The sequence below is a fragment of the Actinoplanes sp. 13 genome (assembly GCF_056134165.1).
The window spans coordinates 41,054-54,163 of record NZ_JBVYOQ010000003.1; the positions used below are offsets into that span (position 1 = coordinate 41,054).

Sequence of the window (13,110 nt, forward strand, 5' to 3'; positions counted from 1 at the left end):
CGAGATTGTCAGCCGGAAGTGAGCAGCTCCCACTCCGCCAGCTGGGTCTCCGCCGCCCCGTGGTTCGCCGTCACCACGAGGCGGTACCGGGAGTAGGCGGCCGGGGCAGACACCACGAACGCCCTCGTCTGCCGCCGGTCGGCGAAGTCGAGATTCGTCCGGGTGTCCAGGCCGGTCCAGGTCACGCCGTCGGTGGAGCCCTGCAACGTCCAGCTCCGGGGGTCGCGGCCGGGGAAGTCGTCGGCGGAGGTGAGCGTGTACTGCCGCACGGTCGTCGCCGCCGGCAGGCGCGCCTCCAGGGTCGCCGTGTTCGCGGCGGTCAGCCACTTGGTGAGTGACGTGTCGTCGGCCAGTTTGTCGCGGCCCTCGTTCGGCGCGTTCTCGCCGCTCGCGACGAGCGTGCTTCCGGTGACCCGGTCGGCCAGCGGCTTCGGTGCGGCGCTCCCGGAGGTGAGCGACGGCGGCACGTCGGCCGCGCCGGTGCCCCACGACGACGGCGCCGGGCCCATCGTGAATCGCAGCGTGCCGCCCGCGGTCAGGTCGGCGTGGGTCAGGTAGTTCCTGGTGTGCGGCACGCCGTTGAGGGTCGCGCTCTGGATGTAGCGGTTCGTGTCGCTGACGCCGGGCGCCTCGACGGTGAACGTCCGGCCGTTCTCCAGCGTGACGGTGGCGCGCGGGTGCAGCGGCGCGCCGATTGTGTAGTCGGTGCTGCCCATCCGCGCCGGGTAGAAGCCGAGGGCACTGAACACGTACCACGCGGACATCTGACCGTTGTCCTCGTCGCCGAGGTAGCCGCCGCCGGTGCCCGCGCCGGAGCCGTACAGCCGGGTGAGCACGTCCCGGACCCGGGTCTGCGTCTTCGCCGGGGTGCCGGCGTAGTTGTACATGTAGAGCATGTGGTGGATCGGCTCGTTGGGGTGCGCGTACTGGCCCATGTTCGTGTCGTAGGCCTCGCGCATCTCGTGGATGACCCCGCCGTAGGAGCCCGGCAGATAGTCCCGGGACGCCGCGAACACCGAGTCGATCTTCGCGGACAGCGCGGCCCGGCCGCCGTACAGGTTGGCCACGCCTTGCGGGTCCTGCGGCGCCGGCGTCGCGTAGTGCCACGGGGCGCCCTCGGTGAACTCGTGCCCCCACTCGTTCGGCCGGAACGCCGAGTCCGCCGTACGCCAGGAGCCGTTGCTCTGCTTCCCGCGGAAGAATCCCACCGACGGCGAGTACAGGTTCGCGTAGTCGAGCGCCCGGTTCTCGAAGTACTGGGCGTCCTCGGTGAACCCGAGCGCGCGGCCGAGCTGGGCGATCCCGAAGTTGTTGGTGGCGTCCTCGATCGTCCAGGAGGCGGACTCGCCGCGGACGTCGGTCGGCACGTACCGCTTGAACGTGGAGACCTCGACGCCCTTGCGGCCCCGGGACCCGGACGGGGAATGGACGCTCGCGTTCTTCACCATCGAGGCGTACGCGGCGCGGTAGTCGAAGTTGCGCACGCCCTTCACGTAGGCGTCGGCGAACGCCAGGTCCTGGTTCGTACCGACCATGATGTCGATGTATCCGGGCCCGGACCAGCGCGGGGTCCAGCCGCCATTCTTGTACGCGTTGACGAACCCGTCCAGCATCTCCCCGGTCCGGGTGGGCGTGAGCAGCGTGTACAGCGGCCACACCGCCCGGGCCGTGTCCCAGAAGCCGTTGTTCACGTACATCTGGCCGTCGTGCACCTGGTTGTCGTACGGGCTGAGGTACCTGCGCACGCCGCCGACGTTCTCCGACATGTTGTTCGGGTACATGAACGCCCGGTACATGTTCGAGTAGAACGTGACCATCCGGTCGGTGGGCGCCCCTTCGATGCGGACCCGGCCGAGCGCCGTGTCCCAGAGGGCCGCGGCCTCCTCGCGTACCGTGTCGAAGCTCTTGGTCCCGACCTCCTGCGAGAGGTTGGCCGTCGCCTGGGCGACGCTGAGGTACGAGGTCGCCATCTTCAGCGAGACCTGTTCACCGGCGGTGGTGGCGAACCGGATCCAGGACGTCACGCCCTGCCCGCTGACGCTGCCGGTGGCCGCGATCGGCTTGTCGACGGTCGCCGAGAAGTACATCCGCGGCGCCTTGTGGTCGAGGTACCCGGTGATGGTGCGGGCGGCCGCGTTCACCGTGATCCAGCCGCCGACCTTGTCGATGGTGTCGAAGACGATCACCGCTTCGGAGGTGGCCGGGTACTGGAAGCGCATCACCCCGGCATGATCGGTCGGCGTCATCTCGGCGGTGATCCCGTACGTGTCCAGCCGGGTCTTGTAGTGGTGCGCCTTCGCGATCTCGTTGCCGTGGCTGAACGCCGACCTGCGCGCGTCCGGTGTGGTGCGGACCGCCCCGGTCATCGGCATGACCTGCAACTGGCTGTAGTCGCCGATCCACGGGCTGGGCTGGTGACTGATGCCGAAGCCCTGCACGGTCGTCGCGTCGTACTGGTAGAGCCAGCTGTCGCTGTTGCCGTTCGTGATCGGCGTCCAGAAGTTGAAGCCGTTCGGCACGGTCGTGCCGGGGAACGTGTTGCCCCGCGAGTAGCCGGGCTCCGAGTGCGAGCCGCGGCGGGTGTCCACCAGGTCGGAGAGGCGGGCGGGCGCGGCGGCCGTGCTGATCGTCAGGTCGTCGAGGTAACCACGGAACGTCCCGGTGTTGGCGGGCTGGTCGTACCCGATGAGGATCCGGTCGATGGTCCGGCCCGCGACGACGTCACCGATCGCCGAGCTGACGTAGTTCCACCGGTCGAAGCCCAGCACCGAGCCGTCACCCTGGAAGGCCGGGTGCAGCCGGATCCCGAACTGGTCGACGGCTCCGGAGTCACGCAGCGTGCTCCCGTCGGTGAAGACCAGGTCGACGGCCACGTCCAGGTGCCCGCCGGACTGCGGGTAGAGCCAGTAGGACAGCGTGCTGGCGGCGGTCACCGGCAGATCAACATCAAAGATCCGGTTGTACGAGTACGACGAGGTGGCGCTCAGATCGTTGCCGGAGAACATCAGCGCCGACGTCCCGCCGTGTGCCCGTTCGGCCCGGGGCGCGGTCTCCATGCCGGTCAGCCCGCAGCAGTAACCCCCGACCCCGGCGCTGCGCTCGACACTGTTCTCCCAGGTCAGCTGCGGCTCCCCGGCCTCGAACCCGGTGGCGAAGTCACCGGGGGCCGCCGCGACGGCCGGCGCGCCGATCAGGAGGCCGGCTACCAACAGTAGGGCCGAGAGCGCTCTCCCGAGCATGACCATGGCGACCCACCGTTCACGAGAAGGGGATGACACCGCCCCCGAACAGTAAAGTTTCCATTTAATGCCGTCAATGATTCGAGCGCTCGTCGTTGTCGCCCATCTGCTCCATCACGGAGGTCAGCACCCGCACAGCAGCTTCGTCGGCGACGGCGCTGAGAGCATCGAGGAACGCGTCCTCGCCGAGTTGCGCGCGGAGATCACGGAGCCTCAAGAGATCTGTCCCGCTCTGGACGACGCCGATACTCGTCCGAAGCATGAAAGCCCGTGCGTAAAGGGCTGCCGCCTCGGCAAGGTCGCCGTGCTCCTGGGCGAGCGTCCCGAGTTGGTGGAGACTGATGGCGACACCGGCACGGTCCTCGAATTCCTCCTTGAGGGCGAGCGACTGGCGATAGAGGCGCTCCGCCTCGGCGAGGTCACCCCGGTCCTGGGCGAGAACGCCGAGCTGGTGATAGCTGCTGCCCACACCGGGCCGGTCGCCCAGCTCCTCCTTCATGGCAAGTGACTCCCGGTAGCGGCGCTCAGCCTCAGCCAGATCCCCCTGATAGTGAGCGATGATGCCGAGTTGGTGATAGCTGCGGGCAACACCGGCCCGGTCACCCAACTCCTCCGCGATGGTCAGCGATTGCTGATATCGGGCCTGAGCCTCGGGATAGTCACCCCGGCGATGCGCGAGCATGCCGAGCTGGTGGTATCCGGCGGCCATGTTGCCGCGGTCGTTCAGATCCTCGAGCGTGGTGAGTGCTTCGCGGTAGAGGCGCTCGGCCTCGACGTGATCACCTCGATATTGCGCGATCATGCCGAGCTGATGGTGGGTGCGGGCGATGCCGGCGCGATCACCGAGGTCTTCGAAAAGGGCGAGGGCCTGCTGATGGCGTCTCTCGGCCTCGGCGTAATCACCACGCTTCTGCGCGAGGATGCCGAGCTGTTGGTGACTGAGGGCCGTTTCGGCACGGGCTGGCTCCGCGCCGAAGGCCGCGGCGACCTTCTCGGCGCGACCGGGAAGCGAGGCGAACCTGTCCAGCTCGGGCCAGCGGCGCCGCCAGTCCAGGTAGGTGGTGGTGGCGCCGCGGGCCCGGCGGCGTTGCTCCACCGAAGTCAGGAACGCAGGCATGATCGCGCTGCCGATGACGCCGGCGTTGCGGGGCCGTAGCCCGCCGCGCCGGTCAGCCAGCGAGGCGGCGATGCGGTCGGCAAGGTCGTCGTCGAGCAGGTGCCCGGCGGCGACCCGCGGAACCTCGAGCGAGAGACGGACCGAGTGACCCGGGGCGACGAGGGCGAGATGCAGCATAATCTGCGCCAGCCCCTGCTGTTGATCCCCTCTGAGCGGCGCAATCGACCCGTCCGGGAGCCGTGGCGGCTTCACCATGTCGTCGATGGCCCGGTCGATGCGCGCGAGAAGATCGCGCGAGAAGATCTCCCACGACGGTGATGCCGATGGTTTCAGTACGACGGACTCCACGGCCGGCGTCAGGGAGTAGAGGAGCAGCAGAACCCGAGCGGTCATGATCGCCGGATTGCGCCGGCCGGACACCAGGGTCAGGCGGTCCGCCGTCACCCGCTGGACAAAACCGGCTTCGCGCTCGATCGACTCGGCGATTTCCACAGCCCGCTCCCCGATCGAGGCTGCCGCATCGAGGCCCTGGAACAAACGCTGCACCGTGAAGTCCTCGTCCGGCTCGATCGCCGTATCCCAGCGCATGACGGTCTGCTCCGCGACCCGGCAGACGATGCCGGTCTCGGCCATGGCGAGTTGCAGGAACACCTCGTCGAAGGCGAGGTCCCACGCCCTTCGATCGAGATCACCATGACTGCCACGGTAGGACTGCCACCGTTCCCGGGCCTCCAGAGCCAGGCGCATCGCGGCGTCGTAACCGGCTCGGGTGTCCCGTTTGGACTCGACGAGGGCGGCCGCGCGCAATGCACCGAGCGCTCGCGGGGCGTAATGCGGCCAAGGGAGCTTCCGGGCCGCCTCAGCCATCCGGTGCACCATCACGGCCGAGCTCCGGCCGACCTCACCGGCCGGGGTGATGAGATGGTCGAAGCCGGCGGGCACCTGGACCAGATGGTGCCACGAAACCTCGTAGATGAGCCAGCCCATCAACGGCAACAGCTCCCCCAGTTCCTCCGGAGGGCCGGCGGCGCGATGCGACGAATACCGGAGGCGGTATTCGTCGATCTGGGTCTCGATCAGGGTTTCGACGTCGTCGGACAGACCGCCCCCGGCGCGGATCGTGCTCGCCAGTTCGTTCAGGCGTTCGGCCGGGATCAGGGCGTCATCGGCCGCGGCCGCCGCTCGTGGGGTGGGTCCGAGGAAGAAGGTGATCGGACGTACGGCGTACCGCACCGCCCGGTCTCCGGCGGCGGCTGTCGGCTGAGCGGCACCGGTCGTGATCTTGGTGAGTGTGCGTTCCAGCATCGATGACGGCTTGGCCGGCGCCGCGCGGATCCCCCGCTGTTCCAGGATCCCCATCTCCTGCGGCGCCGTGGTGATCAGGACCAGGATGGTCTCCGCGCGTGCCCGGGACGAGTCGAGTCGCTCCGGCCAGGCCAGAGGGAGACCCTGCAGGCGACCCTCGGAATCGGCCCCGAGGACGAATTCGACGCCGGGTGCCATCGCGACACCGCCGGGATCGGCGGCGGTCAGGAGGGCGACGCGGGCGGCCACGCCGACATCGATCAGGGAGACGAACACCGTCTCCGCTCCCGTGTTCCGGATGCGGAGGTAGATCCGATCGCCGGCGTGCACCGTCGCGCCGGAGATCGGGAGTGGCTGGGGTTCCCCGCCGGTCAGCCGTCCCCACTCCAGCCTCATCGGCGGGTCGAACGCCCACCGCGGATCCTCGGTGAGGGTTCGCAGGGCGTGCGCACGTGCCAGCCGTTCCAGGTCGGCCACGACCAGGCGCAGCCCGGTGCCGTCGGCGCGGCGCGGGTCCTGCACCGGCCCGGTGATGTCATGGATGCTGAGCAGGCCGGCATCGTCGGCCCGGACCGCGTACGTGTACGGTTCCCCAGCGGCGGCAGGTCGTACCAGGCGACTCGCGGCCATCGCCTCCAGCAGGCCCTCGTGAGCGGGCACCTTGATCGGCGTCGCGACGGCGACGGCCCGGGTGCGGTACGCCCGGGCGCCCCGGGGAACGGCCTGGTTCCGGGCGGGCCGGGGCTCGGCCACAGCAGCCACCGGTGTCAGAGCCACCACTTCCGCCGTGCACAGGACGCCCTCGTCGTCGGGTCCGGCCGCGCCGGGCGGCATGATGGCGAACTCGTCCCCGACCTGGATGCCGAGCAGTGGGGCGCCGTCCAGCAGCAGCGTGCCGTCCGGAGCGGGCGCGACCGGCAGAGAGGTCTCCGGCTCCGCCTCGACGAGCTGGAACACCACCCGCCGGGCCGGGCCGACGACCATGGGACGCTGCAGCGGGAAACGGTCGAGGACCCGGCGGCGCACCCGATCCATCACCACGGCCCACGTGACGGCGCGATCCTCCGCCTCGTGCAGCGCCCGGACCAGGGCTTCGGTGAACGCACCGTGAGGGACACCGTCCACCGGCGCTTCGAAGACGGGCTGGCCGGGTCCGGACGCGAACAGTTCGACGACCTCCGCCGCCCGATCCCGGCCCGGGACGCCGGCGTCGTCGCCGAACGCGGAACACTCGAACGCCACTGTCACGTTCGGCGTCACCGCGGCCAGCCGTTCGTGCCACGCGGTGAGTTCGGCGGGTGCGAGGACCAGCAGCCCGTCGCCGTCAGGACTGGCCGGTGCGACAGGGCAACTGACATAGACGAAGACGGTGTCGTCCGGCTGCGTCGCGGCGATCAAGTCCTCGTACGCCTGGCTGATCGCCTCTCTCGTCGCGTCCGCGTCGAGTCGCAATCTGGTGTCGAAGCCGTGCCGCCCGAGAATGGACTCCATCGCCTGCAGGTCGGCAGCCACACCCGACGAATTGGGGTACGGCACACCGATCAGCAATGCCGCACGCCGGGCGGCGCGAGCCCCTGCCGGACGCTGACGCACGGCAGCGCCCGGACGGCGCCCGACGAACGGCGCCGGCGCCGGCGCCGCACCGGACGGCTCGACGCAGTGAGGCTGCGCGGCCGGGGAGGCGATCTCGACGACGGTGGAGCCGGATGCCGGAGCGCCGGCGCCACCCGGGTGGACCGCCAGTTCGACGGTCCGGAACGGCAGGCCGCCCTCGGTGAGGAAGGTCAGGCGCAGCTCGCCGGACCCGCCCGGCGGCGGCTCGCGCAGGGCCCGCACCACGAACTCGACCGGGCCGTAGGTGCCGCCGAAGCGGTGCAGTACCAGCCCGGTGCTGCCGAGCGCCTCGACGCTGAACGTGCTGCCGCCCTCCAGGACGCAGCCGACCACGAACTCCTCCCGCTCGTACGGCCACCCACTCGACTCGGCGAGCACGATGTCGGCGGTGACCAGGTACGCCTGCCCCACTGTCACCTCGCGCGGCCAGTTCACCACCGGCTGGATCGAGACGGTCACGCCGCCTCACCCGCCGACGGCCCGTACACGTGCAGGGTGGTGTCAGGATGGCCGAAGCAGACGTACATGAAGCTGAAGAAGAAGTCCGCGTAGTTCTCCTCCCGCGGCGCCTTCCCGTCGGCGAGCCGGGCCGCGTACCGGGCCCGGTGCTCGCGCAGGAAGCCGGCGATCCGGCGTTTCTCGCTCCCGGCCTTCAACAGCTGGTAGACGAACTCGTGGGTGTGGTCGACGTCGACATTGCCGAGGGTGGCGACCACGGTGGCGGCCCCTTTGCGGAGGAACAGCTCGGCGAAGCTGCGGTTGGCGACCGATGACTCCGGCCCGACGGGAACCGCCTTCGCCGTGTTGCAGGCGTTCAGGATGACGACCGGCCGGGAGCCGCGGACCGCCGGCATCGACTTCTGGTCCAGCTCGTTGAGGGTGATGCCGGCCAGCCGGAACTCGTTGGCGTTGCCGGCGTTCACCCCGTGGCAGTGCATCATCAGCAGGGCGAACCGAAGTTCGGTGCGATCGAGTTCGGTCAGCAGATCGTCCATGTGCCGCAGCGCCGGCGATCCGTAGGGCTCGGCCATCCGGGCCACACCGCCGAGCGCCCCGATGTCCGCCGTCTCCATCAGCAGCATCGAGCCCGCCGAGGCGACGAGTTCGCCGGTGAACCGGTCGTGTCTGCCGGGCTGCAGGATCGAGGTCCACCGAACGATGTCGATCATGGCGCCGAGCCAGCCGGCCGGCTTGCCGTCGCCGTAGTCGTCCAGATAGTAGAGCTCCCACGGGATCTGCGAGCTGGTCATCGTGTCCCACACCAGCAGGCGCAGGTCGTCCGCGCCGCCGTCGAGCAACCGGTCGATCCAGCCGCGCAGCTGCAGGAGCTCCTTCCACCAGCTGCGGATCAGGTCGTGGTCGGCCTTCCAGGAGCGCCGCTCGGCGACCTGGAAGAGGCTCACCCCGATGTCGACCTGGTTGCGGGTCTCCACCGACTCGTACCGGCGGCCGTCGAGGTGGAAGCTCAGGTGGAAGCGGCGCCGGTCGTCGTGCCCGGGCGCGTCAGTGACGGACAGCAGGGCGGTTCGCGGCGGCAGCGACCGGTCGAGCACCGAGGTCGACTCCTCGAACATCACGGCGTCCGCGGCGGGTGCGAGGGCGTCTGTGGTGGGCGGCTGCGGTCGTACGACCCCAGTCAGCTCCGGCGCGGCGCCGCTGTCGGCGCGCATCGCGGAGTGCAGGCCGGTCACCCGGCGCCCCCCGCGCCAGAGCTCCCCGGCACCGGGCGGACAGTGCCGCCCAGTGCGACGGCCAGCTGCGCCGGCAGGTGCGGGTACTGGTCGAGTACCGGCGCGACCACCTCGGCCCGAACACGGGCCAGGGCGGCGACGTTTCCGGCAGCCCGCACCGCGTCCCCGACGCCCTGCGCAGCGACGCGCCCGGTCACCTGTCGCTCGGCGCTGCCGTCCAGGGGCACGTTCCCACGGCCGTCGGTCACCACGACCAGCCGTGCTGTGCGCGCCGCCGCCCACCCGCGGTGCATGAACCGGCGCAGTTCCTCGGCGGCCAGATCGATCGCTGCGGCGAGCGGGGAAGCCTTGCCCGGGAGGCGGTTGAGTGAGGCCACGACCCGGCGGTCCACGATCGAGCGGCCCCGGTACCGCTCCGGCCGCAATTCGTCGAGGCTGCCACGATGCCCGAACTCGATCACCGAGACCGCGGCCGCGTTCTCGTACGCCCAGCGCAGATGCGGCGCGAGGCCCGGCGTGCCGTCCCAGTCCCGGCGAACCGTGTGGTCCAGCACCAGGACCAGCACACGCTGCGGTCGCTGTTCACGCCGGTAGGTCCGCAGATCCGGCCGGGCTATCCGCAGCGGGCCGACGGTCCCACCGTGTGAGGCGGCTCGGGCCCGGGTCCGCCAGAGCGACCGGAACAGCGTCGGGACCACGGCGAGGTCCCGCAGGCCAGTGCCCGGCTCATGCCCGATGATCGGGCCACGATACCGCTGCACGGCCGTTCCAGGCCCGGGTGACCAGCGCAGCGAGCGCGGCTCCGGGACGCTTTCCGGATCGTCCTCCGGGTGTAGCAGGTCCGCCGGCTCGAGATCAGCGGAGTCCCCGCCGGCGATCTCCGGCGTCGACAGCAGCGCGGATTCCGTGGCGCCGGGATCGGGCTCGAGCGCCGGGCTGTCGTCGATCGGTTCGGCCGGTTCGGCGGCCGTTTCCCCCGGCACGGGGTCCTCCGTGGGTCCAGCCGGCTCGGACGGCTGGACCGGGGCCACCGGTGGCAACCCGATGACCTCCGCTGCGAACGTGACATCGGCCGGTGTCACGAGCGACGCGCCGCGCCGGCGGGCGACAGCCCGGGCGGTCCGCGCCAGCGCCAATTCCCGGCGGACCCCGGGATGCGCTCCCCGCACGGCGGTCACCAGATCGAGCACGTCGTCCGCGACGGTGGCCGAGGCCGGGATCCCAGCATCGGCAGAGCCGGCAAGCCGGGCACCGGCCTCCGCCGGCCAGGGACCGGGGCGCCGCCCGTCCCACCGCACCGGGAACCGGTCGAGCAGGTGCGGTGACACGGCGGCCAGGTCGGCGCCGGAGCAGGCCGCGAGCCACTGGGCACGTGGCTGCCAGCGGGCGCTCGTGCCGTGCCGCTCGGCATGCACCACACCGGCGCCGATCGTGCTGACCGCCGCACGCGAGACCGCCGCGCCCGCCCACGCGAGGTCGGGCACCACGATGAGCGGCGCCGGGCGGTCCGGGTCCTCGACGAGCAGTCCCGGCCGCCGGGCGACGGTCGGCGCGCCGTTCACCACGCGCGGGCCCCAGTGCGGCCAGAGCGTCTCCTCGGTGGCGTGCGCGCCCACCACGACAAGTCGCGGGCGGACGCCCTCCCGCCGGCCGATCGCCTCCGCCAGAGCTTCGGCGTACTCGATCAGCAGCCGGCCGTCCAGGTCCACGAACAGCAGGCCGGTGAGGCCCCGCTCCAGAGCCGCGCAGCTCAGCAGGTCCGCGATGTCGGGCGGCGCCACAGCGGATCAGTCCGTCCGGCCCGCGAGCGCCGCGTCGACGCGCCGGTCCTCCTCCGGCCCCCAGGGCCGCAGCGTGCCGGAGTCGACGTTGGGACGCCGGTGCAGCAGCGCGAGCCTGGCCACGCCACGGCAGTGCTCGACGGTGACCTCGGCCGCCTCGTCCAGTGCCGCGCAGGCCCGGGCGGCGTGCAGCATCGCCAGTTCGCCACGATGCCCCACCACGTGGAACTCGGAGGCGACCGCCGCGCACGCCTCCAGGACGGCGTCGCCGCACTGCACACCCGGGTAGCGGTCCCGGGCCGCGGACAGGCGGGCCGCCAGCGCCGCGTCCCGGGCGCGCGCCTCGACCATGAACTCCGACTTCGGATCGTCGCGGTGCAGGTCGTAGTCGAGCAGCATGCGCAGGATCCGGGCCCGGCTGGCCCGGTCACCCGCGTCGGTGACCGTGACCACCAGCCCGAACCGGTCGAGCAGCTGCGGCCGCAACGGGCCCTCGTCCGGGTTCATCGATCCGACCAGGGCGAACTCGTGCCGCTCCGGCCGCCGGTCGGCGTTCTCGCGCTGGACGGTGAGGATGCTGGTGGACGCCGGGTCGAGCACCAGGTTGACGATGTGGTCATCGAGCAGGTTGATCTCGTCGATGTAGAGCATCCCGGTCTTCGCGGCCTGCTCGATGAGACCCGCCTGCCATTCGGTCTCCGGTTTGTCGCCGAGCAGCGCGTCGACGCTGTAACCGCCGAGCACCCGGTCGTCGGTCACGCCGATGGGCATGGTGACCGGGAGGTCCCCGAAGACCAGCCGGCCGAACGCGCGGATGGTGGTCGACTTCGCGGTGCCACGCTGACCGGTGGCGAGCACACCGAGGCGGCCGACGTACGCGATCTCGAGCGCCCGGCGCAGCTCCTCCTGCCCGACGATCAGCGAGTAGGGCAGCAGGTCGATGGGCGCGGGTTCGGCGAGTGGGGTGCCGGCGGTCACGGAGCCCCTCCGATCTTCAGGCTGAGGTCGGTCGGTCGTGGCTCGTACGCGAATGTCTGCGGGATGCCCTGGCGCCAGAGGTCGCAGAGCCCGCGGTGCAGCTCCCGCTCCTGCTCGGAGTCGGTGGGCCGGGGCAGCCCGAAAGCAGCACCGAAATCGATGTGGTGCAGGTCGAAGGTGGCCCGCACGCTCTCGCCGTACGCGAGCGCGGCCCGCACGGCCCCCCGGTAGGCGACCACTGCGACGGCTGCGGGGGCGAGCGTCAGAAGCAGCCACCATCCGGCCTCCCGCAGGATGATCAAGCTGCCGGCTGCGGTGAAGGCCGCGGTGACCGCGAGCCGGGCAGCGTAGTCCAGGGTGGTACGGCGATCGTCCACGACTGCTTTCGTCGCCGGGCCGAGCTGGGGGTACAGGCGTGGCCAGGCGACCACCGCGTCGAGGCCGTAGTCCCGGCCGGCCCGGTCCTCCACGGCGGCCAGGACATTGCCCAGCCGGGTCGGCCGGACCAGTTCGTCCAACTCCGGGTACCGGTCGCGCAGACGCTGCCCGGCCAGGCCGGCGGCAAGCACCGCTGCCGGCAACACGGACGTGGGTACGGCTCGCTCCGTCAGCCTCTTCTTGCGCCAGACGTGCCAGGCGCGGGCCGGTCCGCTCAGCCAGGCCGGCCAGGCGCCCTCCAGGAACCGGACGATGCCGAGCTGGAACGGCACGAGCAGCAGGCCGATCAACAGCACGACCAGGGTGATCAGGACGACCTGGGTGGCGGTCAGGTCACTGGCGACCTCCCAGGCACGCTTGAACGAGGTCCCCGGACCGCCGTCGGCCCAGATCAGAACGAGCAGGAACAGCGAGGCCGCGTACGTCGGGAGGTAGCCGACCAGGAGGAAGCGGTTGCCGAGACCGGCCGTGGGCGCGGGCGGGGACGGAAGGGTCACGAATTCACCTTCATCCGCCCGTGCGGGCAGAACGGCACGCTCCGCTCGTCGTAATAGGAGCAGTGCTGCCGGGAACCACACCTCGCCGAGGCGCAGACGAAGGTGATCAGCCGGTAGTCGCCGGAGTGGCCGGGCAGTGTGGCGCCGTCGCTGGACCCCGGGTCGAGAGCGGATCCCGGTGCGCCGTCCGATCCGGCGTGTCCCAGGTCCCGGAAGACGGTCTCCCGGCCGGCGACGCCGACCGGGTGGCCGCCGACTCGTACCAGAATGCGCTCCGCCTCGGGATGGGCCTCGAAGGAGCCGCGCAGACGCCGTCGCATGCCCGCCGGGTCCGTATCAAGGTCGAAATCCTCCACCCACAGGTCACCAGGAGCGTCCTGGTCCAGGACGGTTGCGTAACGTATGCGCAGTTCGGCGACCGGTACCTCCGTCAAGCGGCCCTCCTCGGCT

The 13,110-nt window shown here is 71.0% G+C and carries 7 protein-coding genes; all 7 read right to left on the reverse strand.

Features of this window, described 5'->3' with window-relative positions; translation table 11 throughout:
* Positions 1-8: 8 nt before the first annotated feature.
* Positions 9-3,245 (reverse strand): GH92 family glycosyl hydrolase, encoded by a 3,237-nt coding sequence (locus tag AC0NH5_RS07945; protein ID WP_474401451.1) that lies wholly within the window; start codon positions 3,243-3,245, stop codon positions 9-11.
* Between the two features lie 67 nt (positions 3,246-3,312).
* Positions 3,313-7,734: a tetratricopeptide repeat protein gene (locus tag AC0NH5_RS07950; RefSeq protein ID WP_474401453.1), complete on the reverse strand. Its 4,422-nt coding sequence runs from the start codon at positions 7,732-7,734 to the stop codon at positions 3,313-3,315.
* Positions 7,731-8,966: a CHAT domain-containing protein gene (locus AC0NH5_RS07955; RefSeq protein ID WP_474401455.1), complete on the reverse strand. Its 1,236-nt coding sequence runs from the start codon at positions 8,964-8,966 to the stop codon at positions 7,731-7,733. The genes AC0NH5_RS07950 and AC0NH5_RS07955 overlap by 4 nt, the downstream gene beginning before the upstream one ends.
* Entirely contained in the window at positions 8,963-10,747 is a 1,785-nt protein-coding gene (locus tag AC0NH5_RS07960; protein WP_474401457.1) for a hypothetical protein, read from the reverse strand. The genes AC0NH5_RS07955 and AC0NH5_RS07960 overlap by 4 nt, the downstream gene beginning before the upstream one ends.
* Positions 10,748-10,753: 6 nt before the next feature.
* Entirely contained in the window at positions 10,754-11,725 is a 972-nt protein-coding gene (locus AC0NH5_RS07965) for an AAA family ATPase (RefSeq protein WP_474401458.1), read from the reverse strand.
* On the reverse strand, positions 11,722-12,660 hold the full coding sequence (locus tag AC0NH5_RS07970) for a hypothetical protein (protein WP_474401460.1): 939 nt from the start codon (positions 12,658-12,660) through the stop codon (positions 11,722-11,724). The genes AC0NH5_RS07965 and AC0NH5_RS07970 overlap by 4 nt, the downstream gene beginning before the upstream one ends.
* Entirely contained in the window at positions 12,657-13,094 is a 438-nt protein-coding gene (locus AC0NH5_RS07975; RefSeq protein WP_474401462.1) for a hypothetical protein, read from the reverse strand. The genes AC0NH5_RS07970 and AC0NH5_RS07975 overlap by 4 nt, the downstream gene beginning before the upstream one ends.
* Positions 13,095-13,110 lie beyond the last annotated feature (16 nt).